This window comes from Microbacterium sp. LWO14-1.2 (assembly GCF_038397715.1).
Lineage (GTDB): Bacteria > Actinomycetota > Actinomycetes > Actinomycetales > Microbacteriaceae > Microbacterium.
In genome coordinates this window covers 2902773-2929668 of sequence record NZ_CP151633.1, presented here as the reverse complement: position 1 = coordinate 2929668, position 26896 = coordinate 2902773, and the positions used below count along the sequence as shown (strand labels likewise).

At 68.4% G+C, this 26896-nt stretch carries 28 protein-coding genes and 1 tRNA gene; 10 read left to right on the top strand and 19 right to left on the bottom strand.

The window, feature by feature from the left end:
* Window positions 1–139: 139 nt before the first annotated feature.
* The 5 genes from MRBLWO14_RS14105 to MRBLWO14_RS14085 form a co-directional block, all read right to left on the bottom strand.
* Entirely contained in the window at window positions 140–415 is a 276-nt protein-coding gene (locus MRBLWO14_RS14105; protein ID WP_341933753.1) for a hypothetical protein, read from the bottom strand.
* On the bottom strand, window positions 412–1284 hold the full coding sequence (locus MRBLWO14_RS14100; RefSeq protein WP_341933752.1) for a hypothetical protein: 873 nt from the start codon (window positions 1282–1284) through the stop codon (window positions 412–414). The genes MRBLWO14_RS14105 and MRBLWO14_RS14100 overlap by 4 nt, the downstream gene beginning before the upstream one ends.
* Window positions 1285–1684: 400 nt before the next feature.
* Entirely contained in the window at window positions 1685–1996 is a 312-nt protein-coding gene (locus MRBLWO14_RS14095; RefSeq protein ID WP_341933751.1) for a hypothetical protein, read from the bottom strand.
* Between the two features lie 1390 nt (window positions 1997–3386).
* Window positions 3387–3851, bottom strand: coding sequence for an ImmA/IrrE family metallo-endopeptidase (locus MRBLWO14_RS14090; protein ID WP_341933750.1), 465 nt, complete (start codon window positions 3849–3851; stop codon window positions 3387–3389).
* The gene (locus MRBLWO14_RS14085; protein ID WP_341933749.1) at window positions 3851–4051 is read right to left on the bottom strand and encodes a helix-turn-helix domain-containing protein; all 201 of its coding nucleotides are present in this window, start codon (window positions 4049–4051) and stop codon (window positions 3851–3853) included. Before MRBLWO14_RS14085 ends, MRBLWO14_RS14090 begins: the two co-directional genes overlap by 1 nt.
* 255 nt (window positions 4052–4306) lie before the next feature.
* Between MRBLWO14_RS14085 and MRBLWO14_RS14080 the strand changes: the two genes are divergently transcribed.
* Together MRBLWO14_RS14080 and MRBLWO14_RS14075 are read left to right on the top strand one after the other, a co-directional pair.
* A complete protein-coding gene (locus tag MRBLWO14_RS14080; RefSeq protein WP_341933748.1) occupies window positions 4307–4855 on the top strand; it encodes a hypothetical protein in 549 nt (182 codons plus the stop codon).
* Between the two features lie 76 nt (window positions 4856–4931).
* Complete coding sequence (locus tag MRBLWO14_RS14075) at window positions 4932–6071, top strand: tyrosine-type recombinase/integrase (protein ID WP_341933747.1); 1140 nt, start codon at window positions 4932–4934, stop codon at window positions 6069–6071.
* Window positions 6072–6142: 71 nt separating this feature from the next.
* Here MRBLWO14_RS14075 and MRBLWO14_RS14070 read toward each other — a convergent pair.
* Window positions 6143–6215: transfer RNA gene (locus tag MRBLWO14_RS14070), tRNA-Thr, on the bottom strand.
* Window positions 6216–6257: 42 nt separating this feature from the next.
* Window positions 6258–7208, bottom strand: coding sequence for a thioredoxin domain-containing protein (locus MRBLWO14_RS14065; RefSeq protein ID WP_341933746.1), 951 nt, complete (start codon window positions 7206–7208; stop codon window positions 6258–6260).
* Window positions 7209–7440: 232 nt separating this feature from the next.
* On the opposite strand from MRBLWO14_RS14065, the gene ugpC reads away from it, so the two are divergent.
* Both ugpC and MRBLWO14_RS14055 read left to right on the top strand, forming a co-directional pair.
* Window positions 7441–8544 (top strand): sn-glycerol-3-phosphate ABC transporter ATP-binding protein UgpC, encoded by a 1104-nt coding sequence (gene ugpC / locus MRBLWO14_RS14060; RefSeq protein WP_341933745.1) that lies wholly within the window; start codon window positions 7441–7443, stop codon window positions 8542–8544.
* Window positions 8545–8629: 85 nt separating this feature from the next.
* Window positions 8630–9931 (top strand): DUF4032 domain-containing protein, encoded by a 1302-nt coding sequence (locus tag MRBLWO14_RS14055; RefSeq protein WP_341933744.1) that lies wholly within the window; start codon window positions 8630–8632, stop codon window positions 9929–9931.
* A gap of 10 nt (window positions 9932–9941) precedes the next feature.
* On the opposite strand, the gene MRBLWO14_RS14050 is transcribed toward MRBLWO14_RS14055, so the two are convergent.
* The 6 genes from MRBLWO14_RS14050 to MRBLWO14_RS14025 all read right to left on the bottom strand — a co-directional run bounded on the left by MRBLWO14_RS14050 (window position 9942) and on the right by MRBLWO14_RS14025 (window position 15425).
* Window positions 9942–10583: an NAD(P)H-binding protein gene (locus tag MRBLWO14_RS14050; RefSeq protein ID WP_341933743.1), complete on the bottom strand. Its 642-nt coding sequence runs from the start codon at window positions 10581–10583 to the stop codon at window positions 9942–9944.
* 11 nt (window positions 10584–10594) lie between these two features.
* A complete protein-coding gene (gene rlmB, locus MRBLWO14_RS14045) occupies window positions 10595–11599 on the bottom strand; it encodes a 23S rRNA (guanosine(2251)-2'-O)-methyltransferase RlmB (RefSeq protein ID WP_341933742.1) in 1005 nt (334 codons plus the stop codon).
* Window positions 11592–12995, bottom strand: coding sequence for a cysteine--tRNA ligase (gene cysS, locus MRBLWO14_RS14040; protein ID WP_341933741.1), 1404 nt, complete (start codon window positions 12993–12995; stop codon window positions 11592–11594). Before cysS ends, rlmB begins: the two co-directional genes overlap by 8 nt.
* 54 nt (window positions 12996–13049) lie before the next feature.
* On the bottom strand, window positions 13050–13643 hold the full coding sequence (locus MRBLWO14_RS14035) for a short chain dehydrogenase (RefSeq protein WP_341933740.1): 594 nt from the start codon (window positions 13641–13643) through the stop codon (window positions 13050–13052).
* Window positions 13640–14872: a 2-C-methyl-D-erythritol 4-phosphate cytidylyltransferase gene (gene ispD, locus MRBLWO14_RS14030; protein ID WP_341933739.1), complete on the bottom strand. Its 1233-nt coding sequence runs from the start codon at window positions 14870–14872 to the stop codon at window positions 13640–13642. Before ispD ends, MRBLWO14_RS14035 begins: the two co-directional genes overlap by 4 nt.
* 70 nt (window positions 14873–14942) lie before the next feature.
* Window positions 14943–15425 (bottom strand): CarD family transcriptional regulator, encoded by a 483-nt coding sequence (locus MRBLWO14_RS14025; RefSeq protein WP_050722636.1) that lies wholly within the window; start codon window positions 15423–15425, stop codon window positions 14943–14945.
* A 135-nt stretch (window positions 15426–15560) separates the two neighbouring features.
* Between MRBLWO14_RS14025 and MRBLWO14_RS14020 the strand changes: the two genes are divergently transcribed.
* Window positions 15561–16097: a DNA modification methylase gene (locus tag MRBLWO14_RS14020; protein ID WP_341933738.1), complete on the top strand. Its 537-nt coding sequence runs from the start codon at window positions 15561–15563 to the stop codon at window positions 16095–16097.
* A gap of 63 nt (window positions 16098–16160) precedes the next feature.
* Here the strand turns inward: MRBLWO14_RS14020 and MRBLWO14_RS14015 are convergent, their stop codons facing one another.
* Window positions 16161–16844 carry a response regulator transcription factor gene (locus MRBLWO14_RS14015; protein WP_096714925.1) on the bottom strand — a complete coding sequence of 228 codons (684 nt, stop codon included), beginning with the start codon at window positions 16842–16844 and terminating at the stop codon, window positions 16161–16163.
* Window positions 16841–18058 (bottom strand): ATP-binding protein, encoded by a 1218-nt coding sequence (locus tag MRBLWO14_RS14010; RefSeq protein WP_341933737.1) that lies wholly within the window; start codon window positions 18056–18058, stop codon window positions 16841–16843. The genes MRBLWO14_RS14015 and MRBLWO14_RS14010 overlap by 4 nt, the downstream gene beginning before the upstream one ends.
* Before the next feature lie 220 nt (window positions 18059–18278).
* Between MRBLWO14_RS14010 and phoU the strand changes: the two genes are divergently transcribed.
* The gene (gene phoU, locus MRBLWO14_RS14005) at window positions 18279–18977 is read left to right on the top strand and encodes a phosphate signaling complex protein PhoU (protein WP_341933736.1); all 699 of its coding nucleotides are present in this window, start codon (window positions 18279–18281) and stop codon (window positions 18975–18977) included.
* Between the two features lie 66 nt (window positions 18978–19043).
* Here the strand turns inward: phoU and MRBLWO14_RS14000 are convergent, their stop codons facing one another.
* A complete protein-coding gene (locus tag MRBLWO14_RS14000) occupies window positions 19044–19793 on the bottom strand; it encodes a phosphoglyceromutase (protein ID WP_341933735.1) in 750 nt (249 codons plus the stop codon).
* Between the two features lie 79 nt (window positions 19794–19872).
* Here MRBLWO14_RS14000 and MRBLWO14_RS13995 point away from each other — a divergent pair, with 79 nt between their 5' ends.
* A complete protein-coding gene (locus MRBLWO14_RS13995) occupies window positions 19873–20697 on the top strand; it encodes a class I SAM-dependent methyltransferase (protein WP_341933734.1) in 825 nt (274 codons plus the stop codon).
* A gap of 61 nt (window positions 20698–20758) precedes the next feature.
* Here MRBLWO14_RS13995 and MRBLWO14_RS13990 read toward each other — a convergent pair whose 3' ends face one another.
* From MRBLWO14_RS13990 to MRBLWO14_RS13980, 3 genes are all read right to left on the bottom strand, one after another.
* Window positions 20759–21880, bottom strand: a complete 1122-nt coding sequence (locus MRBLWO14_RS13990; RefSeq protein ID WP_341933733.1) for a glycine cleavage T C-terminal barrel domain-containing protein — start codon at window positions 21878–21880, stop codon at window positions 20759–20761.
* A gap of 1 nt (window position 21881) precedes the next feature.
* Window positions 21882–22484, bottom strand: a complete 603-nt coding sequence (locus MRBLWO14_RS13985; protein WP_341933732.1) for an FABP family protein — start codon at window positions 22482–22484, stop codon at window positions 21882–21884.
* A 159-nt stretch (window positions 22485–22643) separates the two neighbouring features.
* Window positions 22644–22931, bottom strand: a complete 288-nt coding sequence (locus MRBLWO14_RS13980; protein WP_341933731.1) for a hypothetical protein — start codon at window positions 22929–22931, stop codon at window positions 22644–22646.
* A gap of 72 nt (window positions 22932–23003) precedes the next feature.
* On the opposite strand from MRBLWO14_RS13980, the gene MRBLWO14_RS13975 reads away from it, so the two are divergent.
* Genes MRBLWO14_RS13975 through MRBLWO14_RS13965 form a run of 3 tightly spaced genes read left to right on the top strand, consistent with a single transcriptional unit; the run spans window position 23004 to window position 26879 of the window.
* Window positions 23004–23687 carry a response regulator transcription factor gene (locus MRBLWO14_RS13975; RefSeq protein ID WP_341933730.1) on the top strand — a complete coding sequence of 228 codons (684 nt, stop codon included), beginning with the start codon at window positions 23004–23006 and terminating at the stop codon, window positions 23685–23687.
* A 52-nt stretch (window positions 23688–23739) separates the two neighbouring features.
* A complete protein-coding gene (locus MRBLWO14_RS13970; protein ID WP_341933729.1) occupies window positions 23740–25905 on the top strand; it encodes an RNA degradosome polyphosphate kinase in 2166 nt (721 codons plus the stop codon).
* Entirely contained in the window at window positions 25902–26879 is a 978-nt protein-coding gene (locus MRBLWO14_RS13965; protein WP_341933728.1) for an NUDIX domain-containing protein, read from the top strand. The genes MRBLWO14_RS13970 and MRBLWO14_RS13965 overlap by 4 nt, the downstream gene beginning before the upstream one ends.
* Window positions 26880–26896 lie beyond the last annotated feature (17 nt).

Here is a 26896-nt window from a genome sequence, read left to right as displayed (position 1 = left end):
CAAAACTGATGGTACGCGGGAATCAATGCCAGCCGCCGTGCCCCACGCCCAGACCGGCTGGCTCGCCAGACCTCAACGATTCCTGGCGAGCCGGCACTAGTCCGAAAGTAGAACAAAGGTCCGACAGTGCTGGACTCTCCTATTGAGTCGCAGCGATCGACGCAGGGTGCGGCTCGTAGTCGGGATGCCCGGCGAAGTGATGCCAGGGACGAGTTTCCGGCCCGAGGTAGACACCGGACAGCGGGTCGCGAGGTTGCGATCCGTCCGGGGTGTAACTCTCTCGGTTCAGGAAGTGGCCAGTCACATCGTGGTTGTGGTCGTAGTCGGCCAGTTGCCGTTCGCGACGTTCATCCGGTGATTCGCTCTGCAGCCGCGCCTGGCGCTCGGCCCACGTCTCCGCGACAGACACGCTCATCGAGCAGCTCCCAGCGCCGCCTCGAGGCTACTGGTGCGCCGCTCTCCCCATCGCTCGAGGCGGTTCAGGCGTCGACTTGCTTCGGTGCTCGCAGCCGCATTGCCCCGCCTCCGCTCCTGGGCCGGCGAGGCGTCCAGTCCGTACTCCTGGCGGATGTAGTGCACGGCCACCCCGACTTCGAGCACGCTTGCGCTTCCGCCCCCGAAGCGGCGCTGCAGGTGCTCGGCGTACGCCCATGCGATGTCAGTGTAGGCGTGTGCGCGGTATGCCTTTGCGAGGGCCACTCGGTCGGGCTCGGGGGCGATCTCGCTGAGGCGCTTGTGCACCTGACGCGCGACGCTCGTCTTCACCTGGTCCAGCTCGGTCCCCGGTGTCTCAAGGCGGTCGCGCGGGGACTTGGCGTAGAGGTACTCCGGTGCGAAGGCTTCGATCGCGAGCACTGTCGCGATGTCCGAAGTCTCGAGAATCTGCGTGAGCCCGCGCCCGGACTCGAGCAGTGCTCTCGCCGCCGCCCACCGTTCCTGGCTGAGCAGGATCGCGGCCGGCGTCGACACGTCGCGCTTCGGTCGGATGGCATCGAAGGTCGCCTTGATCGTGTTCTCAGCGACAGGGATCTCTCCGGCAAGAGCAATGGCGCGTGCCTCGAGCGCCTTCTCGCTCTCCTGCCGGACGCGCTGTACCTCAATGGCGAGCATCCGATCGGCTTCGGGGGTGCGGCGGGTGCGGTCGATCATGTGGGAGAACCGCTGCTCGGCGTCTCGCTGTGCGGCCCCCGCGTTGAACGTTGTCCGTGTGATCTCTCCGAGTTCGTTCGCGATCTGTTCGATGCGCTCGGTCGCTCGGTTGAAGTAGTAGAGGTCAGTGGGCATGGGATGTCCTTCCATCGATTTTGCTGGCGGGGCTGGTTGGCCCCATGGATACGAAAAAGAACCCCCGCGAATGCACCGTGAAGCGATGAGCTGCTGAGCCTGTCGCCGGGTGCATTCGCGGGGGTGATGCCCCTCCGTGCCTACGAACACGGTGAGGGGTGCGGTGGGGGCGTCGCCGTGCCCTTTACCCATCGCAAGAATGAGGGAGCAGCGGTCGTTCGTAGGCCTGAGCATCCGCGACCCGGCGAGGCTATGCGGTGTGCTCGGTGGAGTCCTGGTCGGGCTTCCACGACGGCGCGTGATTGGTGCGTTCAGATACACGAAAGGCGCGTACCGGGAGTTACCCAGTTCGCGCCTGCGGCATCAGCCTACCAGACGCATCGACAGCCCGACAGCCTTTCTAGAGATTCCTCTGATCTACGTGCTTCGCGAACGCCATGATGATTTCTCTGTCATGATCACTTATTGCGCGTTCTGTGCAGTACCGCCGGGCTGCTAGCTGAGTAACGGGTGGCGTCGCGTTTCCGCGACCGCCGTTCCGATGCCGAGCGTCGCGCTCTACTTCGAGCAGCTCCGATTCCCGCACCCGGCCTGCCAGGACGATCAGCCCGTCTCGGCGCACATAGCGCCGGATCGAATCGACCGTGACGCCGATCCGGGCTGCAGCATCAGCGAACGTCAGCCAGTTCTCCGGTTCCTTCGCCTGTTTCACGCCACCACTCCGCGGCGCTTCACCCGCTCCAGCCATTCAACATCATCCTTCCTCGATTCGTACTCGGCGATCGTGATGCCGTGTTCTCGACACCACTTCGCCTTCTGCTCCTCAACGGTCAGTCGTATGCGGGTGACCCGGTGTGGTGCCCGACGAGGCTTTGACGAATCACGACGAGCACGACGACGTGGTGCGGACCTGGGGGCGATGGGCACCGCATCAGGGAGCCACGGTTCGGCTCGCAGCCATTCGTTCGGCCACCTGATCCGTTCGACGGGCTGTCCCCTGACCTCGGCGGCATAGAGGCGCGCAGCACACATGATCTCTTTGAAGCTCGACAGCTTTCGCGCTCGCATGAACGCACCCTCGGCTCTCCGCCTGTCACGCCGTCGCGGGAAGACGCCCCAGAAGGCCTCGAACTCAGAGAAGTCCAGTTCCCCCAGGTCAAGTGTCTCTGCATCAGTCAAAATGGCTCCCCTGCTCGAAGCCAAGGAGGAGGCACCTGTCCCCCACCTGCTCTTCTGTAGTCACCCATGAAGGCCTGTATGGCACCGTCTGCCGCCCTCGCGGTCATCCCGTCGATCTCAGCGTCCGAACACGCCCAGGGCTCTCCGATCGTGGCGACCATGTGCCGGAGGTATCTCCGTTGCCTTTCCGTAGCTGAGGCATCTGGGCGCGATCGGTCGCCCGACCGATCTACCGGGTGTTTCATGGACGGTTCACTAAGGACGGTTAGGGCCTCGCTGGCGATGCGGGGTGGGGCCTCGTCAGCGATACCCCTAGGGGCCTCGCTGGCGATACCCCATGGCCCTTCAATGAATTCCCCGGCGCGCTCCGTTGGATCGAACGCCACATGATCGGCTGAGCCGACATTGTGCGACCTGGATCGGTCACACCCCGGCGGGCAGCGCAACGTGACTTCGTACCGGTTCGGGCGAAGATGGTTGAGCATTGAAGCCGTACCACCGTCCTGCACGTAACGCCGGATCTCCCCCAGCTCTTCGAGTCGAGAGATCGCTTTCTGCACATTTCCTCTGCTCACCCCGGCGTACTTGGTCAACGTAGCGACGGAAGGCCAAGAGCCTCCATCGCCGTCGTGGTTTGCGATACCGAGCAGGACGACCTTCGGGGTACCCACTGCCCGCGAGTGGTGCAGAGCAATCGTCATGGATTCAATGCTCATTTGGTACCTCGCCGTTGGCTTCTGTGCTCGGCCGCTGCTGCGTGTTCGATGAGGCTGAGAGCGACAGCTCGTGCGAGGTCCGGTGTCAGGTCACTCGCCTTGGGCGCCTCGAGACGCACCGCGGGCATGCCGTCGAAGCGACCGGATACCCTAACCTCGATCCGGCCGGCTGGGCAGTAGAAAGTTCGCACTACCGCTCCCTTCTCGTCACACGGCGCACAGCGGCGCCTTGTTCATAGTTCGCTTGTGCTGGTCCCAGCGGGTCTTGATGACGTCCTCCATGACGCCAAAGCAGTCGGCGAAGAACGCGGTTTTACAGCCGCCATAGGCATCGAGATAAGCGGTCCACTCGTCATCGGGGACTAGGAAAACGGCAGCCCATTCGTTTGCCTGAACCTCGTTCTCGGGGGTACTGTCCTCATGCCCGAACACGGCGTGTCCCACTTCGTGAGCCAGGACGCTGGTCATCTCGCTGGGCGACAGATCGACGTCTATCCATATCTCTCGCGTTTGATGGCAATGTAGGCCGAGCTTGCCCGGGGGGAGATCCGCGACGTGGATCCGCAGCCCGAGATCCTGCGTGATCGAGACAAGCTCGCTGAAGCGCTCGTCCACCTTGAGTCGTCTCCACCGCTGGCCAAACCCGATGTATCGGGGATCGGAGTACTTCATCAGGCCGTCTCGACCCTTCCCGCATCGATGAAAGCCTCAACTTGCGAACGGTCGTAGCGAATCATGCGGCCGATCTTGGTATACGCGGGTCCAACCTTTCGCCAACGCCAGTCGGCGAGCTGTTGGACGGTTACTCCGAGCCACTCGGCGACCGATACCGGCGTCAGAAGCTCGATGCGTGATGGGGTTGCTGTGGTCATGGCACATCCTTTCGATTGGTTCGGTGATCGGTTTCCGGGGCGCGTGCACTGAACGGGTACCCTGCGCGGTCCGGATCTTCACCCCGCGAGCAGGTGGAGCGACTACGTCTCTCGACATTGCCGCTCCGGTGATCCCAGTCCGAGGCTTATCCCTATTGAATTCTGAAGGTGAGCCAGTTGTTGTTTACCTGACCCAGATTGAGTCTCACATATCTGAGCCGACTATTCAACTCCTGGCTCATGTACGCTGTTTCCATGACCAGACCGAGCAACACGCCTAACCCCGCAACCATCACCACACCCGGGGCGTACGAGGCGTTGAAGCCGCAGCGGCGGTCCAGCGCAACCGAGTTCCTGATCATCGCTGGCGGGCTGAACATCATGAGCGGATTTGGCGGACGCGTCAGCAGCTCCGATGCAGTCGGACCGTACGATCTGACCTTCTACTGCTCTTACGACCCCGCATCGCAGCGGTACGAGGTTGAAGAGCTGACCGCGACCCGGGTCGCTGATGGTGCGCCGATTTCCAACGCGGGCCTGCAGTCCGTTTCCGTCCGAGAAGCGATCAAACAGACAGTGGGAGACACTGTCTGGGCGACAGACCCCGCATGGCGCCCGAGCGACTCCCGAAGCCGCCCCAAGAGCGATGATGAGTACGGCGATGCCGTCAGAGAGTACGTATACGCGCGCCTGTTCGGGCTCGCACCACTCGAGCACGTCGCGAAAGTCTACGGAGTGAGTCAGAGCACAGCCACCCGAGTGATCGCCGAGGCGAGACGCAGGGGGTACTCGACAGATGGCTAGAGCATGGATCACAGATAGGTGGACTCGCTCACCGATCGACCCAACAACGAAGGAACCGCGCGATCCAAAGACCGCCGTGTACGGCAAAGGCGCCCGGTGGCGAGTCGACTGGTACGAAGAGCAGAACGACGGCGGGAGGAAACAGCGGGCGAAGTCGTTCCGAACTAAGCCGCTCGCGGAAGACTTCCTCGCAAGTGTTGAGCACGATATCCGCTCTGGCACCTACCAACGCCCGGAAGACGGCCGGCGCACCGTGAGAGACGTCGCGGGACTGTGGCTGTCATCCAAACGCAGACTGAAGGCGAGCACCGCACGCGCGTACGCGAACGATCTTCGCATTTGGATCTACCCGACGTGGGGTGCGAAGAAGCTTGCGACGATCACGCGAAATGACGTCGAGCAATGGCTTACGGCGCTGCTAGACGGCACCGCAGATCGGGACTACGCACCGGATTACACAACAGATCGTGGAAGACTCAGCCCCTCACGCGTACGGCGACTTCACGCGGTGCTCGCTGCATCGTTCGCGTACGCCGTGGATCACGGGTGGATGCGATCGAACCCCGCGCGCGGCGTCGAACTCCCTCGCATCGTCGATACCGACCAGGTCTTTTTGAGCATCGATGAACTGGAGGCCCTCGCCAACGCGGCCACGACACCGACCGACCGCGGACTGATTCTGTTCATGGGATATGGCGGGATCCGCATCGGCGAGGGCGCGGCGCTCACCGTCGCGGATCTCGATCTACAGGCGCGACGGGCGACGATCCGCGCCACGGTCACCGATGGCCCGGACGGCAAGCCGACTCTCGGCCCGCCTAAGAATGGGAAGAGCCGCACAGTTGGCGTTCCGCGGTTCCTGGTGAAAGAGCTAAGTGCACTCACCGCGAACGCAGCTCCGAGTGATCCCGTGTTCCGCACGAAGACCGGCGTACGGATCAATCTGCACAACTGGCGATCACGGCCATGGTCGGATGCTGTTGAAGGTGCCGGGCTCGGGGATCTCGGACTGACTCCGCACAAGCTGCGCCACACTGCAGCAAGCTTGGCAATCGCGGCAGGAGCCGACGTAAAGGTGATCCAGAACATGCTCGGTCACGCCGACGCCACGGAGACCCTCAACACCTACGGCCATTTGTGGCCCGATCGTCTCGACGAAGTCACGGAGCGAATCGAGACTGCCCGGCGCAAGGCAATGAAATCCAAGGCATCATGACAGAATCATGACCGCACACCAAAAACATATAGCCCCTCACCTGGAAAGACCAGGTGAGGGGCTGTTTTCAGAGCCGACTACGGGACTCGAACCCGTAACCCCCGTATTACAAGTACGGTGCGCTACCAATTGCGCCAAGTCGGCGGACGCCACCCAGCTTAGCGAGGGGCGGCGTCTGCGAACGAACTACGGCGTCGCGGTCGGAGTGGGCGTCGGGGTCGGCGACGGCGTCGCGGCCTCCTGCGACGCATCGTTCGACACGGTCAGCACGAACTGCGAGAACTCGACCGGGTCATCGAGGGCGCCGACGTAGGCCTCCCCGTTCACGACGATCATGGGCGCCGATGAGAGCACGAGGTCGTCGGATCCGACGAGCGGACCCTCGAGTGCACGCGACGTGGCCTCCTTGGCCCAGGTGACGTAGTCCTGGTCCTCGATGCAGGAGCGCACCGTCTTGATCTTGTCCGACCCCACGGCGCCGGCGATGTCAGCGAGCTCCGAGTCGGAGTAGCCGTCGGTGTTGACCTCGGGCTGGTCCTCGAGGAGGTCGTGGTTGAACGCGTAGAACTGCGCAGGCGAGTGCGTGGCGACGCAGGCCGCAGCGCCCGCTGCGCGCAGCGAGTACTTGGTGCCGTTGGAGCTCGCCGTCAGCAGCGCCACCGGATGGTACGTGACCGTCGCTGCCCCCTCGGTGATCCAGTTCACGAGCTGGCGCGCGTTCGCACGCTCGAACTCGCCGGCATCGGGCGACAGGTAGTCGACGTAGACGTGGATGTCGACCGAGCTCGACGTCGTGGGCTGCGGAGCGGGAGTCGTCGCGGCACCGGCATCCGTCTCATCGGGACTGGGCGTCGCGGGGACCTCGTCGGAGACCGCGGTGGCACTGACGTCGGAGACGAGGATGCCGTCGTTGTCCATGCCGCCCGGTGAGAGCTGCGGCTTCGAGATCTGCGCCGACACCGCGAGCGTCACCGCGGTACCGATCGCTCCGACAGCGACCACGGCGATCGCGCCGATGATGATCCGTCGCATGATGCGCGCCCTCGACTGCTGGGCGTGCACCTTCTGTGCCTTCTCCCGCACGACCTCGCGTGAAGTGCGAGATGTGGGGACGTTCGGCGTCTCGTCGCTCGACATCGTTCCTCTTGACAGTCCGGGGAGGGGCAGGGTGGCCCCCGATCGCCGTTCGGGAGGCGATCGCCGCGGATGCGCGGCCGAGATCGATGCTAACCAGCCAGGCTGAGAAATACCCAGACGCCCTGGATTCTGACATACTGATCCCGACCCGATGAGGGGTCACGGCGGGTCGAACCGCCGCTCTATCACTACGGATCGTCCGGCACGTACCTGCCGGTGAAGGAGAAACACAATGGCATCTGTGACTTTCGACGAGGCCACCCGCCTCTACCCGGGCGGCACCCGCCCGGCCGTCGACAAGCTCAACCTCGAGGTCGGAGACGGCGAGTTCCTCGTCCTGGTCGGCCCCTCGGGTTGCGGTAAGTCCACCTCCCTCCGCATGCTCGCCGGCCTCGAAGAGGTCAACGCCGGCCGCATCCTCATCGGTGACCGCGACGTCACCGACGTGCCGCCGAAGGATCGCGACATCGCGATGGTGTTCCAGAACTACGCGCTGTACCCGCACATGACGGTCGCCGAGAACATGGGCTTCGCGCTCAAGATCGCCGGCGTCGGCAAGGAGGAGCGGGCCTCCCGCGTCCTCGAGGCGGCGAAGCTCCTCGACCTCGAGCAGTACCTGACCCGCAAGCCGAAGGCCCTCTCGGGTGGTCAGCGTCAGCGTGTCGCCATGGGTCGCGCCATCGTGCGTCAGCCGCAGGTGTTCCTCATGGACGAGCCGCTGTCGAACCTCGACGCCAAGCTGCGCGTGCAGACGCGTACGCAGATCGCGTCGCTGCAGCGCCGCCTCGGTGTCACCACGGTCTACGTCACGCACGACCAGACCGAGGCTCTGACCATGGGCGACCGCATCGCCGTGCTCAAGGACGGCCTGCTCCAGCAGGTCGGCTCGCCGCGCGACCTGTACGAGAAGCCGAACAACGTGTTCGTCGCCGGCTTCATCGGCTCGCCCGCCATGAACCTGTTCTCGGCCGACCTGGCCGACGGCGGCGTGCTCTTCGGCACCGAGACCGTCCCGCTCGACCGCGACACCGTGGGTCGTGCCAACGGCTCGCAGGTCACCGTGGGTGTGCGCCCCGAGGACATCACGGTCGGTCCGGCCGACGGCAAGGGCCTCTCGGTCGTCGTCGATCTCGTCGAGGAGCTCGGCGCCGACGGTTACCTCTACGGCCACACCGACATCAACGGCAAGCGCACCGACCTCGTCGCACGCGTCGACGGCCGCAACCACCCGAACGCGGGCGAGACCGTGACCCTGGCCGCGAACCCCGGCCACGTGCACGCCTTCGACCTCGAGTCGGGCGACCGCCTGAACGACAAGCCGATCGTCTCCGCCTGATCGGAACCGCTGACGCGGCGCGGGCAGACTTCGGTCGCCCGCGCCGCTTCTGTTTCCCGACCTCCCTCTCGTCGACAGGAGAGCCATGCCGCAGGCGCTGCGCATCACCGCGAGTTCGGTCGACCCCGGGCTCCTGTCGCTGCCCTGGTCGACCCCGCTGGGCGCCTGGCCGTCCGAGCACATCGTCTCCCTCCCAAAGGGGCTCTCGCGTCACCTCGTGCGCTTCGCCGACCTGTCGGGCAAGGTCGTCGCGGTCAAGGAGACGACCGAGGAGATGGCTCGCCGCGAGTACGAGATGCTCGGCAACCTCGCCCGCCTCGACGTGCCCTGCGTGAGCCGCGTCGCGGCGATCGCCGGTCGCAGCGACGCCTCGGGTGAACCGCTCCCGGCGGCGCTGGTCACCTCGCATCTGCGCTTCTCGATGCCGTACCGTGCGCTGTTCACGCGGGTGCTCCGCCCCGACACCGCGAACCGTCTCGTCGACGCGCTGGCCGTGCTCCTCGTGCGCCTGCACAACGTCGGCTTCTACTGGGGCGACGTCTCGCTGTCGAACACCCTGTTCCGCCGGGACGCCGGAGCGTTCGCCGCCTACCTCGTCGACGCCGAGACCGGCGAGCTGCACGAGGAGGGGCTCACCGACGGGCAGCGTGCCTACGACCTCGACCTCGCCCGCACGAACATCGCCGGCGAGATCATGGACCTCGCGGCCGGCGGCCGGCTCGAACGCGGAGTGGATGCCGTCGCCATCGCCGACGGCATCGTGTCGTCGTACCGCTCGCTGTGGGCGGAGCTGACCGCGCAGGAATCGTTCTCCGCGGCAGAGACCTGGCGCATCACCGAGCGCGTCGAGCGCCTCAACGCGCTGGGTTTCGACATCGACGAGATGTCGATGTCGACGACCTCCGACGGAACCGTCGTGGAGATCCAGCCGAAGGTCGTGGATGCCGGGCACCACCAGCGACGGCTCATCCGCCTCACCGGGCTCGACGTCGAGGAGAACCAGGCCAGACGGCTGCTGAACGACCTCGACGAGTTCCGCGCCCGCTCGACCAAGCAGTGGTCGGACGAGGAGATGTACGCCCACGAATGGCTCACCCGGGTGTTCGAACCCGTCGTGCGAGCGATCCCCTACGAGCTGCGTGCCAAGCTCGAGCCCGCCGAGGTCTTCCACCAGGTGCTCGAGCACCGCTGGTATCTGTCTCAGGCGCAGGGCCGCTCTGTCCCGCTTGCCGAGGTGCTCACGAGCTACATCAACGAGGTGCTCCGCCACCGCCGCGACGAGGCCACGATCATGGGCCCGCCGACCGAGACCATGAGCCTGCCGGTCGTGACGGGGTCGACGGCGGTCGCCGACGACGACGAGATCGACTGGCGCGACCTGGTCTGACGGGGCCGGGTCAGTAGCCGACCGTGAACCGCTCGCGGCGGTGGTTGCCCTGTTCGATCTCGTCGACGACCGCGACCGCGAAATCCGCGCCGGAGATGAAGGACTGCCCCTCGGCGTCGCGCACCAGCACGTCTCCCCCGTCGCGGTAGCGGCCGGTGCGCTCGCCCTCCGCCCAGGGCCCGAAGACCTCGGCCGGGTGGATGAAGAACCAGTCGAGATCGGCATCCGACTGTTCCAGCAGCGCGAGCGAATCGATGCCGACCTGTGCCTCGTGCCTGTACTCCTCGGGGAAGTCCAGGTCGAAGAGCCGCGGGCCGTGCGGAGCGACGAGGCTGCCGCCAGCGCCGCCGACGACCCCGAGGCGGGTCGAGGTGTCGGCGAGCTCCGCGATGACGTTGCGCAGGGCCTCCAGCACCCGGTCGGTCATGTCGCCGCGCGGCGAGAGCGCCGAGACCACGGCATCCGCGCCGTCGAAGGCGTTGGCGAGCGAGGCGGGGTCGAGCACCGACCCCTGCACGTACGACACGCCCTCGACCGGGGCGGCGGGCTCGGAGCGGGAGATCGCGATGACCTCGTGACCGCGGCTCACCGCCTCGGTCACGATGTGCGCGCCGGCGTAGCCGGTTCCTCCGAGGACGACGATGCGAGCCATGGTGCCTCTCCCTATTTGGCGTTGCGGATGGTGGAGACCTGGTAGAGCGCGACGGAGGTCGCGATGCCGGCGTTGAGGGACTCGGTCACCGCCGAGATCGGGATCGACACGATCTGGTCGCAGGTCTCGGCGACGAGGCGCGACAGCCCCTTGCCCTCGGACCCGGTGACGATCACGACCGGACGATCGGCGAGCTGCAGGTCGGGGAGCAGCACGTCGCCGTCTCCGTCGAGTCCGAGCACGAACACGCCCTGCTTCTTGAACTCCTTGAGCTGCGTGGTAAGGTTCGACGCGAGCGCGACGGGCACGCGCGCGGCCGCGCCGGCGCTCGTCTTCCAGGCCGCCGAGTTCACGCCGGCCGAGCGGCGCTGCGGCAGGATGATGCCGTGACCGCCGAAAGCGCCGGTGGAGCGGATGATCGCTCCGAGGTTGCGCGGGTCGGTGATGCCGTCGAGCGCCACGAAGAGCGGGACCTCGCCCTTGTCGATGACCTGCTCCAGGAGGTCCTGCGGGTGCGCGTACTCGTACGGCGGGACCTTGATCGCGACGCCCTGGTGCACGCCGTCGAACCCGGCCATGCGGTCCAGCTCCTGGCGCGTGACCTCGAGCACCGGGATGCCGCGGTTCGTAGCGATCGACAGCATCTCCTTGACGCGGTCGTCCATCTCGACGCGCTGCGCGATGTAGAACGCCGTCGCGGGGATCCGGGCACGCAGCGCCTCGAGCACGGAGTTACGGCCGGTGACCGTCTCGGTGTCGGTGGTGTTGTCCTTGACGCGCGATGAACGGTTCGGGTTTCCGCCGGACGCCTGACGCCCGCCGGGCTTGCCCCGTCCCCCGGCAGCGGCGTAGCGCTCTGCCGCTGCCTTGCGCTTGCCCGCCGGGTGCCACGCGCGGTCCTCCGCCTTCGGCGTCGGTCCGCGTCCTTCGAGCGAGCTGCGACCCTTTCCGCCGGAGCCCTTGGTGGGGCCCTTCTTCTTTCCCTTGCCCGCTGAGGGGTTGCCTGGCTTAGCCATCGATACTCCAATGAGTTCCGGCCGGAGTGTCCTCCAGCGTGATTCCTGCGGCGGCGATCGCGTCACGGATGCGATCCGCCGCCGCCCAGTCCTTGTCAGCGCGCGCCTGCGCACGCTGTGTGATCATCTCCTGCACGAGCGCGTCGAGCGCCGTCGCGTGCGCCGTGGAGGCGGTCGACGCCGACGACGGCACGAGCCCCAGCACCGAGGTCATCGCGAGCACCTCGCGAGCGGCGCCGAGCGCGGCATCCGTGTCTCCGGAGTCGAGCGCGGAGTTGCCGGCCCGCACGGTCTCGTGCAGCACCGCGAGCGCCTGCGGGACGCCGAGGTCGTCGTCCATCGCCTCCGCGAAGGCCGCGGGGATGCTCTGCGCCGCCATGAATCCGATGCCGCCGCCGGCGACTCGGCCGACGCGCTGCAGGAAGCCGCCGATCCGGCCGAGAGCGGCCTCCGCCTCGCTCCACGACGACTCGGAGAGGTCGAGGCTCGAGCGGTAGTGGGCCGCGGCGAGCGCGTAACGGACGACGAGCGGGTCGTGCTCCCGCAGGACGTCGGCTGCGAGGGTGAAGTTGCCGAGCGACTTCGACATCTTCTGACCGCCGACGGTCACGAGACCGTTGTGCACCCAGTAGTTCGCGAAGCCGAGGCCGGCCGCGGTCGACTGGGCGAGCTCGTTCTCGTGGTGCGGGAACCGGAGGTCCAGTCCCCCGCCGTGGATGTCGAAGGAGTCGCCGAGATAGCGACGCGACATGGCCGAGCACTCGATGTGCCAGCCGGGTCGGCCGGCGCCCCAGGGCGAGTGCCACACGGCATCCTGCGGCTCGTCCGGCTTGGCGCCCTTCCACAGCGCGAAGTCCTGCGGCGCTCGCTTGCCCCGGGGGTCCGCGTCCTCCGCGGCCTCCATCGCGTCGACCGACTGGTTCGTGAGCGCGCCGTAGGTCGGCCAGGAGTGCACGTCGAAGTAGACGTCGCCGGATCCGTCCGGAGCCGGGTACGCGTGTCCGCGCTCGATGAGCGTCGCGATGAGCTCCTGCATCTGCGGGACGGATGCCGTGGCGCGCGGCTCGTACGTGGGCGGCAGGATGCCGATCGCCGAGTACGCGCGGCTGAACTCCTGCTCCATCCGGTACGCCAGCGCCCACCAGGGCTCGGCGTCGGTCGCGTTCGCGAGCACCTTGTCGTCGATGTCGGTGACGTTGCGCACGAACGTGACGCGGCCGTGTCGGAGCTCGAGCCAGCGGCGCAGGAGGTCGAAGCTCAGCGCGGCGCGGACGTGCCCGATGTGAGGTCCCGACTGCACGGTGGGTCCGCACACGTACATCGTGATGTTCTCGCGATCGAGAGGCACGAAGTCACGCAGCCGCTGTTCGCGGGTGTCGTAGAGGCGCAGAGTCACCGGTCAAGCCTACCGGGCGGGGTGATCGCGAACCCGGGAGTCCGTCACGCACGGTCAGTCGACGGCGAGCACGCGCCCGGTCTGCACCCCGAGCACGCTCTTCGCGAAGGCCTGCCCGACCCGGTGCGACGAGACGGGGACGAAGCCCGGGAACGACGCGTGGTACGACGGGGCGTCCTCCAGCACGGAGGGACTCACGGCGTTGATGCGGATCCCGCGCGGCAGCTCGGTCGCGGCGGCCAGCACGAAGGACTCGAGAGCGCCGTTGACGAGCGACGCGGCCGCGCCGGTCGCGATGGGCTCGCGGGCGAGGATGCCCGACGTCAGCGTGAACGACCCTCCGTCGCGCACGAAGGGCGTGCCGATCCGCACGACGTCGAGCTGTGCGAGCACCTTGCTGCGGAAAGCCGACTCGTAGTCGTCCCTGCTCAGGTCGGCGAGCGGGCGGAAGGCGACGCTCCCGAGCGCGACGATCACGGCATCCACCTCTCCCACCTCCGAGAACAGGCGCTCGATGGACGCCGGGTCGGTGGCGTCGACGGGATGGTCGCCGCTGCGCGACGCCTCGATCACGTCGTGCCCTCCGAGGGCGGCGACGGCCGTGCGGCCGACGGATCCGTGGGCTCCGATGACGAGGACCCTCATCATGACTCCTTCCCGGCACGGCGGCCGTTGCTGTGGATCAGGGCGATCGCCGTGACCGAGATGCCCTCGCCGCGTCCCGTGAACCCGAGACCGTCTGTGGTCGTGGCCGTGATCGACACGGGAGCGCCGCCGAGAGCGGCCGAGAGCACCCGTTCGGCCTCGACGCGGCGTGCGCTGAAACGCGGCCGGTTTCCCTGGAACTGCGCCGAGACGTTGCCGATCTCGAAGCCGGCGTCGGCGAGCAGTTCGCGCGTCCGCGCGAGGAAGACCGCGGCGTGCGCACCGGCGTACTCGGGATGGGCCGTGCCGAAGTGCTCTCCGATGTCGCCGAGCCCGGCGGCCCCCAGGAGCGCATCGACGATGGCGTGCGCCACGGCGTCGCCGTCGCTGTGACCGGACAGCGGCTGCTCGCCCTGCCACTCGAGTCCGGCGAGCCAGAGATCCCCCTCGCCCCCGAACGCATGGACGTCGGTGCCGATGCCGACACGGGTCGCGACGGGACGCTGCGCGTCGGGCTCCGACGCCGACGGCGCGGACTCGGCGAGCAGATGTCTGGCCCGCTCCAGGTCTGCCGGTGTGGTGATCTTGAACCCCCGCGCCGATCCGGTGATGTGCCGTACCCCGTGGCCGGCCGCGGCGAAGAGAGCGGCATCGTCGGTGTACTCGATGCCGTCGGCGACCGCCCGCTCGTAGGCGCGTTCGAGGAGCGCGCGCGGGAAGCCCTGCGGCGTCTGCGCCGCGGCGAGCTCGGAGCGATCGATGGGCCCGACCACGGCATCCCCGTCCACCCGCTTGAGGGTGTCGACGACCGGGAGCGTCGGCAGGATGCCGGTCTCGGCGTCGACGGCGCCCCGCACCGCGTCGATGACCTCGGGCGGAGTCAGGGCGCGGGCCGCGTCGTGGACGAGCACGGTGCGCACGTCGCCCCACAGCGCCGCGAGTCCGGCGGCGACGGACTGCTGACGGGTGTCGCCTCCCGTGACGACGCGGCCGAGGTCGGAGCGGTCTCCTGCGGCCGCGCGCAGCTCGGTCTCGGCGTCTCCCTCGAATCCCGCTGGTGCGACGACCACGATCTGGGCCGGCGCTGCGGCGAAGACGCCGTCGAGCGCGTGGCGCAGGATCGAGTGCGCGTCGATCCCGACGAACGCCTTGGGAGCCCCGCCGTCGAGGCGGGTGCCGGAGCCGGCGGCCACGACGATGATCGCGGTGTCCGGGACAGGTATCAGGGTCACGCCCTTCACGTTACCGGCGCCGAACGACGGAAGGCGGATGCCGAAGCATCCGCCTTCCGTCGAAGAGCACTCAGGAGGCGAGGACCTCGTCGAGCAGTGCGCCCGCCTTGTCCTCGTCGATCTTCTCGGCCAGTGCGAGCTCGGAGATGAGGATCTGCCTGGCCTTCGCCAGCATCCGCTTCTCTCCGGCCGACAGGCCGCGATCCTGATCACGGCGCCACAGGTCGCGCACGACCTCGCTCACCTTGATGACATCACCCGAAGCGAGCTTCTCGAGGTTCGCCTTGTAGCGGCGCGACCAGTTGGTCGGCTCCTCCGTGAACGGCGCGCGCAGGACCTCGAAGACATGGTCGAGACCCTCCTTGCCGATCACATCGCGAACTCCCACGAGATCGACGTTCTCAGCGGGCACCTCGATGATGAGGTCCCCCTGGGTGACGTTGAGCTTCAGGTACTTCTTCGTCTCGCCCTTGATGATGCGCTCCTTGACCTCGATGATGGTCGCAGCGCCATGGTGCGGATAGACGACGGTCTCGCCAACCTCAAAAAGCATAAAAACGTGTCCTTTCGGCAACCTCAAGGATACCACAGGGGATATGCGCTAAGGTTCGCGCCTCCTGGTCCACGGGGGCCTCTCCGCATACGCATAGAATGGATGCGGATATCCCGTCGGACCTCAGGAGGACCCGTGAAATCGCGCCTTGTTGCGTCTGCCGCCATCAGCGCCCTCGTTCTGCTCGGCGCCACGGGCTGCACCTTCATCACGCCGCAGTCGACGGAGATCCAGTACTCCGCCTCCGACGGCGTGAACGTCTCCGACACCGACGGCCCGCTCGACGTGCGCAACGCGTTCATCGTGGCCAACGACGAGGGAACGGTGGGCAACTTCATCGGAGCCGTCGTCAACCCGACCTCCGACAAGGCGACGCTCACGATCACGATCGCCGGCATCGACCCGCTCACGGTGACCGTGCCCGCGGGCAAGACGATCAGCTTCGGCACGAAGGACGAGGATCCGCTGCGCATCGTCGGCCTCGACACCAAGCCGGGCGCGACCATCGAGATGCACTTCCAGTCCGGAGACGGCGCCGGCACGAAGACCCAGGTGCCCGTCCTCGACGGCAAGCTCCCCTACTACGCCGACCTCGTGCCCGACGCGGCCGAGAGCACGCCGACGCCGACCCCCACGCCGAGCGACACCGCGGCGCCGGCTCCCGAGGAGTGAGTCGATCGCGAACGTCCGAGAGGCCGGCACCCCGCGGGGTGCCGGCCTCTCGCGTTCCCGGCCTCAGCCCTCGAAGCGATAGCCGAGACCGCGCACGGTGACGAGCATGACGGGCTCGCCCGGGTTCTCCTCGATGCGGGACCGGATGCGCTTGATGTGCACGTCGAGCGTCTTGGTGTCGCCGAAGTAGTCGCTGCCCCACACGCGGTCGATGAGCTGCCCGCGGGTCAGCACCCGGCCGGAGTTGCGCATCAGCACCTCGAGCAGCTCGAACTCCTTGAGCGGCATGTTGATCTGCTGGCCGGCGACCGAGACGGTGTGCCGATCGATGTCGAGACTCACGCGCCCGCCCTCGAGCACGCGCTCGTCGAGCTCGCTCTCGGCCTGCACGACGCGGCGCAGCACCGCACGCATGCGGGCGAGCAGCTCGCGCGACGAGTACGGCTTCGTGATGTAGTCGTCGGCGCCGAGCTCGAGCCCCACCACGATGTCGACCTCGGAATCCTTGGCCGTGAGCATGATGATCGGCACCGCCGAGGTCGAGCGGATCTGCCGACACACCTCGGTGCCCGGCATCCCGGGAAGCATGAGGTCGAGCAGCACGACGTCGGCGCCGCGCTCGCGGAACGCCGTGAGGGCGCCTGGGCCGTCTTCGGCGATCTCCACCTCGTAGCCCTCACGGCGCAGCAGGTACGCGAGCGGGTCGGCCAGGTCGGGTTCGTCTTCGACGAGAAGGATGCGGGTCATTCGTTCTCTCCGTTTCGGACGCGTGCTGCGGCCTTCGCGGCCTTGCGCTCGCGCTTCTTCTTGCTCTTCTTGCCCTGATCCAGCCCCGAGGGGGCGTCGATCATGGGAAGCCGGATGGTGAAGGTCGATCCCCGTCCGGGCCTCGACCACAACAGCACCTCGCCGCCGTGCCGCTGCGTCGCATGTTTGACGATCGACAGCCCGAGGCCCGTGCCGCCCGTGCGGCGCGACCGCGCCTCGTCCGCGCGGTAGAAGCGCTCGAAGATGCGCTCGCGGTCGGCCTCCGCGATGCCGATGCCCTGGTCGGACACGGCGACCTCGACGACCTCGCCGTCGGCCTTCACCCCCACGCCGACGCGCGATCCCCGCGGCGAGTAGGCCACGGCGTTGGCGATGAGGTTGCCGAAGGCCTCGATGAGGATCTGCGAGTCGCCGCGCACCCACACGCCCCGGTCGCCGCCGCGGGCGATCTCGACACCGCCCGAGTCGGCCTGCACGACGTGCGCCTCGATCGCCGACGCCAGCACCTCGTCGATCGACACCGACCGCGCATCGGAGAGGGCGTCGTCGGCTTGGAGGCGGGACAGGCTCATGATGCGCCCGGTGAGCTGGCCCAGTCGTGCCGCCTCGGCGGAGATCCGGCTGGCGAAGTGCCGCACCTGGGCGGGGTCGTCCGACGCCGACTCGATCGCCTCGGCGAGGAGCGTGACCGCACCGACCGGGGTCTTCAGCTCGTGGCTCGTGTTCGCGACGAAGTCGCGGCGCATCTGGTCGAGGCGCTCCTGCTCCGTGACGTCGCGGATCACGAGCAGCGACATGCGTGGACTGATTGCGCTGGCGCGCGCCGAGACGAGTCGTGGGTCGAGGCTGAGCCCTCCCCGCGTGAGCCTCAGCGACTCGGTGGCCGGCGCGCCGTCCGCGCGCACGCTGCGCACGAGCTGTCTGAGCTCCGGGTTCTCCAGGGGCGCCCCGACCTCGATGCCGAAGCGCGCGGCGGGCTTCGAGGCCGCGAGGACGAATCCCGAGGTGTCGACGACGCAGGCCGCGTCGTCCATGCTGCCCAGCACCGCGGTGACGCCGTCGGGGACGACGAGCGACGTCTCGCTCTCGATCCGCGCCCTCGTGCGGTACGCCCACGCGACGACCAGCGAGAGCCCGACACCCATCGCGACACCGACGAACAGCGCGAACAGCGCGATCTGCGGCAGGGTCATGTCACCAGCGTAGAGTGCGTTCACCTGCCGATCGGCGGGTTCGCCCGCCCCTCAGCCGACACGAGAACTACTATTCACGTGCTGGGCACCGTTCGTTAACCTTCGGGGCAGACAATCGCTTCGGGCCTGTGCGGGAGCGCGGTCCTCTCTCACGCGCGAACGACCCAGCCGTCTCGCGCTGGCACCTCAGCCGAGACCCGAATGAAAGGTTGCGCCTCCCATGCGCGAAGTCTTCCACCAGTCCCTCGAGGACCTGCAGTCCCGCCTCGTGGAGATCGCCGACCTCGTCACGGTCTCGATCGACAAGGCCACCCGCGCCTTCGCCACGAGCGACGTCGCCCTCGCCGAGGAGGTGATCGCCGACGACGCCAAGATCGACGAGCTGGCGGTCGCGCTCGACGAGCAGGCCATCGAGATCCTCGCCCGTCAGCAGCCGGTCGCCCGCGACCTGCGCATCGTCGTCTTCGCGCTGCGCGTGAGCGCGTCGCTCGAGCGGATGGGCGACATGTCCGAGCACATCGCCCAGCTCGCACGCCTCCGGTTCCCCGAGCGCGCCATCCCGCGCGGCCTGAAGGGCACGTTCACGAAGATGGGCGAGCTCGACGTCGAGATCTCGCGCACGCTCACCGAGCTGCTGCGCACGCAGGATCTCCGTCTCGCCGACACGATCCGCAACACCGACGACGACATCGACGAGCTGCACGCCAGCGTCTTCGAGAAGGTGCTCAGCGACAACTGGAAGGGCGAGGCCACCGCCACCGTCGACGCCACGCTCGCCAGCCGCTACCACGAGCGTTTCGCCGACCACGCCGTGGCGGTCGCCAAGAAGGTCGTGTACCTCGCGACCGGCGACTGGCAGGTGCAGGAGGAGGACATCGCCTTCGCCGTCGAGCAGCAGGAGCAGCTCGGGCACGCCTGATCCGGCATGACGAAGGGGGCGGATGCTGTCGCAGCATCCGCCCCCTTCGTCGTTCCGCGTGCGCGGTTACTTCTTGCCCTGCGCGGCGACCGCGGCCGCACCGGCGGCTGCGGCCTCGGGGTCGAGGTATCGGCCAGGGCCGGTGGGCACGTTGTTCTCGTCGAGCTCGTAGACCAGCGGGATGCCGGTGGGGATGTTGAGCTCCGCGATGTCGGCGTCGCTGATGCCCTCGAGGTGCTTCACGAGACCGCGCAGCGAGTTGCCGTGCGCCGTGACGAGCACCGTCTTGCCCGCCTCGAGGTCGGGGACGATCGCGCTCTCCCAGTAGGGCAGCAGGCGGTCGATCACGAGCTTGAGCGACTCGGTGCGGGGCACCTCGCCGTCGATGCCGGCGTAGCGGGGGTCGTTCACCTGGCTGAACTCGCTGTCGTCGTCGAGCACGGGCGGCGGCACGTCGAACGAACGGCGCCACAGCTGGAACTGCTCTGGGCCGAACTCCTCGAGAGTCTGCGCCTTGTCCTTGCCCTGCAGAGCGCCGTAGTGGCGCTCGTTGAGACGCCAGGAGCGGGTCACCGGGATCCACAGCCTGTCGGCGGCGTCGAGCGCGATGTTCGCGGTCTGGATCGCGCGGCTCAGCAGCGAGGTGTGCAGCACGTCGGGGAGGATGCCGGACTCGGCCAGCAGCTCGCCGCCACGACGGGCTTCCTCGCGGCCCTGCTCGTTGAGGCGGACGTCCACCCAGCCGGTGAAGAGGTTCAGTTCGTTCCACTCGCTCCGGCCGTGGCGGAGCAGGATCAGGGTACGCGTCGCAGTCATGCCGCCAGTTTATCGGCGCAGGGCTCCGCGATGACGGCGGGAGTCGGACGCCTCTCCCCCGGGCTGGGAGGATGGGAGCATGGCGTCCTCTCCCCTCGGCAGGCCGACCCGGGGCACCACCGGGACGAACCGCCTGCGGCGCGTGGACCGCTGGATCGCCGCGAGCGCCGCCTTCCGGCGGGCGACCGATCCGCTGGTGGTCGACCTCGGCTATGGCGCGAGCGGAGTCACGGCGTTCGAGCTCGCGCTGCGCCTGCGGCGCGTGCGACCGGATGCCGAGGTGCGCGGCCTCGAACTCGACCCGGTGCGCGTCGCGACCGCCGACGCACAGCTCGCCGAGGTGCGTGCGGGACGCACGTCCTTCCCCGCCGACCTCGGGGTGTCGTTCGGCCGCGGCGGGTTCGAGGTGCCGTTGCCCGGCGGTCGCACGGCATCCGTCATCCGCGCGATGAACGTGCTGCGGCAGTACGACGAGGCCGACGTCGCCGACGCGTGGCGCGCGATGGCGTTCCGCCTCGCACCCTCCGGGTTGCTCGTGGAAGGCACGTGCGACGAGATCGGACGGGTCGCGAGCTGGGTCGACGTCGATGCGACCGGCACGCCGCTCCGGTTCACGATCTCGCTGCGGCTGTCGGAGCTCGAGCACCCGGGCATCGTGGCCGAACGGCTGCCGAAGGCGCTCATCCACCGGAACGTCCCCGGCGAACGCGTGCACGCCCTGCTCCTCGACCTCGACCGGGAATGGGACCGCGCGGCCGCCCTCTCGACCTTCGGCGCGACGCAGCGGTTCCTCGCGGCCGTGGCCGCGCTGCGCACCCAGGGGTGGCCGGTCGAGGGCGGGCGGTCGCGCTGGCGGCTCGGCGAGCTCACGGTGCCGTGGGCCGCGGTCGCACCGTCCGACTGATCTCACCGCGTCTCGTCTCGTCGCTGCGCTCCCCGCTCAACGACCCGCGGAACGGAATGCCTCAGCCGGCGTTGCGCGGATCCGGGGCGCTGGGGCGCCGCGACAGACGCGTCAGGCGCGGGATGTCGGCGGTCGCGCCGGCATCCGCGGGGACGATGACCTGCTGCGCGGCGGCGATGTCGCCGCCCTCCGCACGCACGACGAGGTCGCCGCCGGGAGCGCGGCGGGAGAGGATCGCGAGGGCGATCGGGCCGTCCTCGTGGTGGCGGGCGACGGAGGTGATGTGCCCGACCTCGTCATCTCCGGCGAAGACGGGATCGCCCGGGGCAGGCAGCACGGCGTCGCTGCCGTCGAGGTGCAGGGCAGCGAGTCGTCGCGGAGGGTGGCCGAGGTTGTGCACCTTCGCCACGGTCTCCTGACCGCGGTAGCAGCCCTTGTTGAGGTGCACGGCGGTGCGGAGCCAGTCGGATTCGTGCGGCAGCGAGCGCTCGTCGACCTCCGCCGACCAGCGCGGTCGCCAGGCGGCGATGCGCAGCGCCTCGGCGGCGAGCAGTCCCGCGACATCCTCCGACTGCAGGGAGGCGGCGAGCGCCTCGGCATCCTCACGCGTCACGATCGCGACCCGCCAGGCCAGGTCCGCACCCGGGTGGCTGGGAACTTCGGAATACTGGTGCCCGCCCGCGCTCACGGACTGCCACGGATCGATCCACAGCAGCGGGACGCCGGCGGGACGGGCCGCGACAGCCAGGATGCGCTGGGCGGCGGCGCCGCCGTCGACGACTCCGAGCAGGGCGAGATCGGGCCGCACGTCGACCGTCGCCTGAGTGCGGAACTTCATGCGCTGCAGCCAGGTCGCGAGCGCATCGGCGTCTCCGGCGTCGGCGATGAGCCAGGTCGACGCGCCGTCGTCGACGACCCCCGCCGCATGCTCCACGCGCCCCTGCGGATCGAGGACGAGAAGCTCGGTGCTCTCGCCGGGGGCCAGTCGGCCGAGCGCCTGCGAGGTGATCGAGTCGAGCCAGCTGAGACGCTCGGGTCCGGCGACCTCGATCACCGTGCGGTCGTCGAGCGGGGCGATCGCATCGCCGGCGGCGAGACGGCGCTGCTCACGGAAGGCGTCGCCGAAGTGCGCGATCCCCGCGTCGCCCGCGACCGCACCCGCGATGTCGGAGAACCCGGCCATGTCAGACCCTCGCCAGTCGCGCGGAGGCGTGCGAACGCAGCGGCGTGCCGAGTGCCGCGATGTCCCAGGCCCAGAGCAGGTGTCCGTCGACCAGGCCGTACATGCGCGAGGCGCCGGCGTAGTCCTTGGCTCCCGCCGCGCGGACCACGGCATCCGTGCCGATGTCGATGCGCGGTCCGTTGATCTCGCCCAGGTACAGCTCCAGCATCCCGTCGGCGTGCGCGATCGAGACCTCGAGCGGGAAGCCGCCGGATGCCGCGCGCAGCGCCTCCACGTCGTCGACGTCGCGCGCTGCGGCGTCGCCGAGCGGCGGAAGCAGACCGGGGCCGGCATCCGCGTCGGTGGCCGGACGGCTGAGGCGCCAGAACCCTGACTCCGCGACGAGGGGTACGGACACCGCGTGGTCGTCGCCGGTGAACGTGGCGGTCGCGGCGTAGTTGAGGAAGGGGCCGCCGTCGTGGCTGAAGCTCACACGATGCGTGAACTCGCCCTGCAGCCGCTCGTCACCGACGGGATAGTCGATGACGCCGGTGCCCTCCCAGACGCCGATCAGCCAGGCGAGCGGCGCGAGATCTGCGGGGAGGTCGGTGGGCAGCTCGAGCATCGCGCTCAGCGCTGGCCGCGGAAGAGGTTGCGCAGCACGACGACCGAGACGAAGACGATCGCGAGGCTCGCAAGGCCCAGCAGGCCGATGTAGAAGAGTTCGAGAGCCATGAGGTCCATGACCTCCACACTACCCTCCGTGCGGGCTGCTGTCGCGCGATCAGGCGACGAGGGCGGCGAGGCCGAACCCGACCGAGATCACGCCCATCACGAGGAGCGCGCCGAGGGCCCCTCCGGCGACCCGCAGGATGTACCCCTGCGTGCGTCCGTACCCGAGCTGCACGGCGAAGGACAGGAGCACGACGCCGCCGAAGGCGACGAGGAGCCACGGCACCCGCCACTCCTCCGGGACCAGGATGCCGATGGCGATCGAGGCTGCGAAGGCGACCGCCCAGACGACGAGCACGCCGACGAACGCGTTCCTCGGTGCGAGCGCAGGTTCCGTCATGACTCCATTCTCACCCATCCCGGCCCGGTATCATGGCCCCACGGCGTACCCCGCCGTCCGGAAGGAGTGCGTGTGGCCCAGGTGCTGGTGTTGACCAATGCTCCGACTCCGGAGCAGGTGCTTCCCGCCCTGGAACTGCTGAGCCACCGCGTGCGGCAGATCGCAGCCGAGCCGGCGCAGCTCGTGAGCGCTCCCGACTACGACGTCGTGATCGTCGACGGCCGTCAGGACCTCGTCGGCGCGAAGTCGCTGTGCCGCCTGCTCCGCGCCGCCGGGCAGGACGCCCCGCTGCTGCTCGTCGTCACGGAGGGCGGCATGAGCGCTCTCTCCGGCGACTGGGGCATCGACGACGTGCTGCTCGCCACCGCCGGCCCGGCCGAGACCGACGCCCGCGTGCGGCTCGCGCTCGCTCGGCGCGACGAGGTCGCGGAGCCCAGCCGCGTGCAGGCGTCCGGCGTCTCGATCGACGAGCAGTCGTACTCGGCGAAGCTGCACGGCCGTCCTCTCGACCTCACGTACAAGGAGTTCCAGCTCCTGCACTTCCTCGCCACGCACCCCTCGCGGGTGTTCACCCGCGAGCAGCTGCTCAGCGAGGTGTGGGGCTACGACTACTTCGGCGGCACGCGCACGGTCGACGTGCATGTGCGGCGCCTCCGCGCCAAGCTCGGCGATCAGGAGCAGATCATCGGCACCGTGCGCAACGTGGGCTACCGCTTCAACGTGTACGACGACGAGACCGTCCCCGCGACCCGCTGAGCCGACACGCGCGTTCACACACGCGACACCTCGCGGTGCTTAGATGTACCCCATGATCGATCCCGCTCTCGCCGACGCCGGTCTCGGTGATGCCGAAGACGACGACTTCGATGCCATCGAGGCGCCCGACTCCCAGCTGCCGGACCACCGGTACCTCGACCGCGAGCTGAGCTGGCTCGCATTCAACCAGCGGGTGCTGGAGCTGGCGGAGGATCCGAGCCTGCCCGAGCTCGAGCGTGCGAACTTCCTCGCCATCTTCGCCAGCAACCTCGACGAGTTCTTCATGGTGCGCGTCGCCGGCCTCAAGCGACGCATCGTGACGGGTCTCGCCGTGCCGACGAACATCGGCCGTTCCCCCGTCGACGCCCTCGCCGACATCTCCCGCGAGGCCCACGCCCTGCAGCTGCGCCACGCCGCCGCCTGGACCTCGCTGGTCCGGCCCGCCCTGGCCGACGCCGGCATCGAGATCACCGAGTGGTCCGACCTGACCGACACCGAGCGCGAGGCCCTCTCCGAGTACTTCGGCGCGCAGGTCTTCCCCGTGCTGATGCCGCTGGCGGTCGACCCCGCGCATCCGTTCCCGTACATCTCCGGCCTGTCGCTCAACCTCGCCATCCGGATCCGCAACGCCCGCACCGGTCGTCAGGAGTTCGCGCGACTGAAGGTGCCGCCGATGCTGCCGCGCTTCGTCGAGGTGCCGGGAACGGGTGAGATCAAGAGGTTCCTGCGTCTCGAGGAGCTCATCGCCAACCATCTCGGCGACCTCTTCCCCGGCATGGAGGTGCTCGACCACCACGCGTTCCGACTGACGCGCAACGAAGACGTCGAGATCGAAGAGGACGAGAGCGAGAACCTCATCCAGGCGCTCGAGGCCGAGCTGCTGCGGCGCCGCTTCGGCCCGCCCATCCGCCTCGAGATCACCGACGACATGGACGAGGTCACGATGGACCTGCTCGCCCGCGAGCTCGACATCACCGACCAGGAGGTCTACCGCCTGCCCGGACCGCTCGACCTGCGCGGACTCTTCGACCTGTCGCGCATCGACCGCCCGGACCTCCGGTACCCGCCGCACCTGCCCACCACGGCCGTCGCCTTCCAGCCCACCGGCAGCAACACCCGCGCCGACATCTTCAAGGCGATCCGCAAGTCCGACGTGCTCGTGCACCACCCGTACGAGTCGTTCACGACGAGCGTCGTCGCGTTCCTCGAGCAGGCCGCGCGAGACCCGCACGTGCTGGCCATCAAGCAGACGCTGTACCGCACGTCGGGCGACAGCCCCATCGTGGAGGCGCTGATCGACGCCGCCGAGGCCGGCAAGCAGGTGCTCGCGCTCGTCGAGGTCAAGGCGCGCTTCGACGAGGCGAACAACATCGTCTGGGCCCGCAAGCTGGAGAAGGCGGGCGTGCACGTCGTGTACGGCCTCGTCGGGCTGAAGACCCACTGCAAGCTCGCCCTCGTGATCCGCGAGGAGGAGGGCGTGCTGCGCCACTACTCGCACATCGGCACGGGCAACTACAACCCGAAGACCAGCCGCATCTACGAGGACTTCGGCCTGTTCACCACCGACCCGCAGGTCGGCAAGGACCTGACGCGTCTCTTCAACGAGCTGAGCGGCTACGCGATCGAGAAGAAGTTCAAGCGTCTGCTCGTCGCGCCGCTGCACCTGCGCAAGGGACTCGTCCGTCTCATCGATGCCGAGCGCAAGCACGCCGAGTCCGGGAAGCCCGCGCACATCCGCATCAAGGTGAACTCGATGGTCGACGAGGAGATCATCGACGCGCTGTACCGTGCGAGCGCGGCCGGGGTGAAGGTCGACGTGTGGGTGCGCGGCATCTGCAGCCTCCGCACCGACCTCGAGGGCATCAGCGACAACATCACCGTGCGCAGCATCCTCGGCCGCTATCTCGAGCACTCCCGGATCTTCGCGTTCGAGAACGACGGCGACCCGCAGGTGTACATCGGCAGCGCCGACATGATGCACCGCAACCTCGATCGCCGCGTCGAGGCGCTGGTGCGGGTCACCGACCCCGCGCACATGCAGGATCTGCTGGCCTTCTTCGACCTCGCCATGGCCCCGGGCACCTCGTCGTGGCACCTCGGCGAGGACGGCGTGTGGACCCGCCACGCCGAGGATGCCGACGGCAACCCGCTCACCGACCTGCAGGATAAGACCATGGGACTCATCCAGCGACGTCGTCGGGCGCGGGCGGTTCGATGACCCCGCAGGCCACGGCTCGGGCGACCCGCTCGAAGTGGACCGACAAGGCCGTGTACGCGGCAGGCGCCGTCGTGTGGCGCCTCGTCGACGACAAGCTGCACATCCTGCTGATCCACCGCACGAAGTACCGCGACGTGACGCTCCCCAAGGGCAAGGTGGACCCCGGGGAGATGCTCGCCGAGACCGCCGTGCGGGAGGTGCACGAGGAGACCGGCATCCGCGTCTCCCTAGGGGTCCCCGTCGGCGTGAGCCGCTACCACCTGCCGTCGACCAAGCAGAAGGTGGTGCACTACTGGGCCGCGGAGGCCACGCCCGATGCGATCCGCGAATCGACGTTCGTCCCCAACCGGGAGATCGCCGCCCTCGAGTGGGTGCCGCTGAAGAAGGCGCGCTCGCGGCTGAGCTATCCGGTCGACCTGGAGATCCTCGATTTCTTCGCGAAGCTCGTGGACGACGGCGCACTGCGCACGTTCCCCGTGATCGCTCTCCGGCACGCGAAGGCGCTCCCCCGATCCGAGTGGGACGGAGCGGATGCCGCGCGCCCGCTGACCGATCGCGGACGCCGCCAGGCGGACTCCATCGTCGGCCCGCTGCGGGCGTTCGGGGTGCGGCGCATCGTGACGAGCGACGCCGTGCGCTGCGTGCAGACCGTCAAGCCCCTCGCGAAGTCCCTCGATCGCAAGCCCGTGAAGACCGCGAAGATCAGCCAGGACGCCTGGGAGGACGGCACCGACGACCTGAGGTCGATCATCGGCCGCCGGGTCCGCTCCGGCAAGCCGTCGGTGGTCTGCAGCCACGGGCCCGTGCTGCCCGGCATCCTCTCCGAGATCGCCCTGGCGACCGGCACGATCCAGGGCTCGTACGTCAGCAGCGCCGCCGACCTCGAGCCGGGAGCGTTCTCGGTCGTGCACCTGTCGTCGTCGAACCCCGGCTCCGGGATCATCGCGATCGAGACGCACAGCCCGAAGGTCTGACCGCGGTCGGGCGCCCG

Excerpts from the sequence above, each read along its gene's own strand:
- MRBLWO14_RS14105 (WP_341933753.1), bottom strand. The coding sequence starts at position 415 with ATGAGCGTGTCTGTCGCGGAGACGTGGGCCGAGCGCCAGGCGCGGCTG.
- MRBLWO14_RS14100 (WP_341933752.1), bottom strand. The coding sequence starts at position 1,284 with ATGCCCACTGACCTCTACTACTTCAACCGAGCGACCGAGCGCATCGAA.
- MRBLWO14_RS14090 (WP_341933750.1), bottom strand. The coding sequence starts at position 3,851 with ATGAAGTACTCCGATCCCCGATACATCGGGTTTGGCCAGCGGTGGAGA.
- MRBLWO14_RS14085 (WP_341933749.1), bottom strand. The coding sequence starts at position 4,051 with ATGACCACAGCAACCCCATCACGCATCGAGCTTCTGACGCCGGTATCG.
- MRBLWO14_RS14080 (WP_341933748.1), top strand. The coding sequence starts at position 4,307 with ATGACCAGACCGAGCAACACGCCTAACCCCGCAACCATCACCACACCC.
- MRBLWO14_RS14065 (WP_341933746.1), bottom strand. The coding sequence starts at position 7,208 with ATGTCGAGCGACGAGACGCCGAACGTCCCCACATCTCGCACTTCACGC.
- ugpC (WP_341933745.1), top strand. The coding sequence starts at position 7,441 with ATGGCATCTGTGACTTTCGACGAGGCCACCCGCCTCTACCCGGGCGGC.
- MRBLWO14_RS14055 (WP_341933744.1), top strand. The coding sequence starts at position 8,630 with ATGCCGCAGGCGCTGCGCATCACCGCGAGTTCGGTCGACCCCGGGCTC.
- MRBLWO14_RS14050 (WP_341933743.1), bottom strand. The coding sequence starts at position 10,583 with ATGGCTCGCATCGTCGTCCTCGGAGGAACCGGCTACGCCGGCGCGCAC.
- rlmB (WP_341933742.1), bottom strand. The coding sequence starts at position 11,599 with ATGGCTAAGCCAGGCAACCCCTCAGCGGGCAAGGGAAAGAAGAAGGGC.
- MRBLWO14_RS14035 (WP_341933740.1), bottom strand. The coding sequence starts at position 13,643 with ATGATGAGGGTCCTCGTCATCGGAGCCCACGGATCCGTCGGCCGCACG.
- MRBLWO14_RS14025 (WP_050722636.1), bottom strand. The coding sequence starts at position 15,425 with ATGCTTTTTGAGGTTGGCGAGACCGTCGTCTATCCGCACCATGGCGCT.
- MRBLWO14_RS14015 (WP_096714925.1), bottom strand. The coding sequence starts at position 16,844 with ATGACCCGCATCCTTCTCGTCGAAGACGAACCCGACCTGGCCGACCCG.
- MRBLWO14_RS14010 (WP_341933737.1), bottom strand. The coding sequence starts at position 18,058 with ATGACCCTGCCGCAGATCGCGCTGTTCGCGCTGTTCGTCGGTGTCGCG.
- phoU (WP_341933736.1), top strand. The coding sequence starts at position 18,279 with ATGCGCGAAGTCTTCCACCAGTCCCTCGAGGACCTGCAGTCCCGCCTC.
- MRBLWO14_RS14000 (WP_341933735.1), bottom strand. The coding sequence starts at position 19,793 with ATGACTGCGACGCGTACCCTGATCCTGCTCCGCCACGGCCGGAGCGAG.
- MRBLWO14_RS13995 (WP_341933734.1), top strand. The coding sequence starts at position 19,873 with ATGGCGTCCTCTCCCCTCGGCAGGCCGACCCGGGGCACCACCGGGACG.
- MRBLWO14_RS13990 (WP_341933733.1), bottom strand. The coding sequence starts at position 21,880 with ATGGCCGGGTTCTCCGACATCGCGGGTGCGGTCGCGGGCGACGCGGGG.
- MRBLWO14_RS13985 (WP_341933732.1), bottom strand. The coding sequence starts at position 22,484 with ATGCTCGAGCTGCCCACCGACCTCCCCGCAGATCTCGCGCCGCTCGCC.
- MRBLWO14_RS13980 (WP_341933731.1), bottom strand. The coding sequence starts at position 22,931 with ATGACGGAACCTGCGCTCGCACCGAGGAACGCGTTCGTCGGCGTGCTC.
- MRBLWO14_RS13970 (WP_341933729.1), top strand. The coding sequence starts at position 23,740 with ATGATCGATCCCGCTCTCGCCGACGCCGGTCTCGGTGATGCCGAAGAC.
- MRBLWO14_RS13965 (WP_341933728.1), top strand. The coding sequence starts at position 25,902 with ATGACCCCGCAGGCCACGGCTCGGGCGACCCGCTCGAAGTGGACCGAC.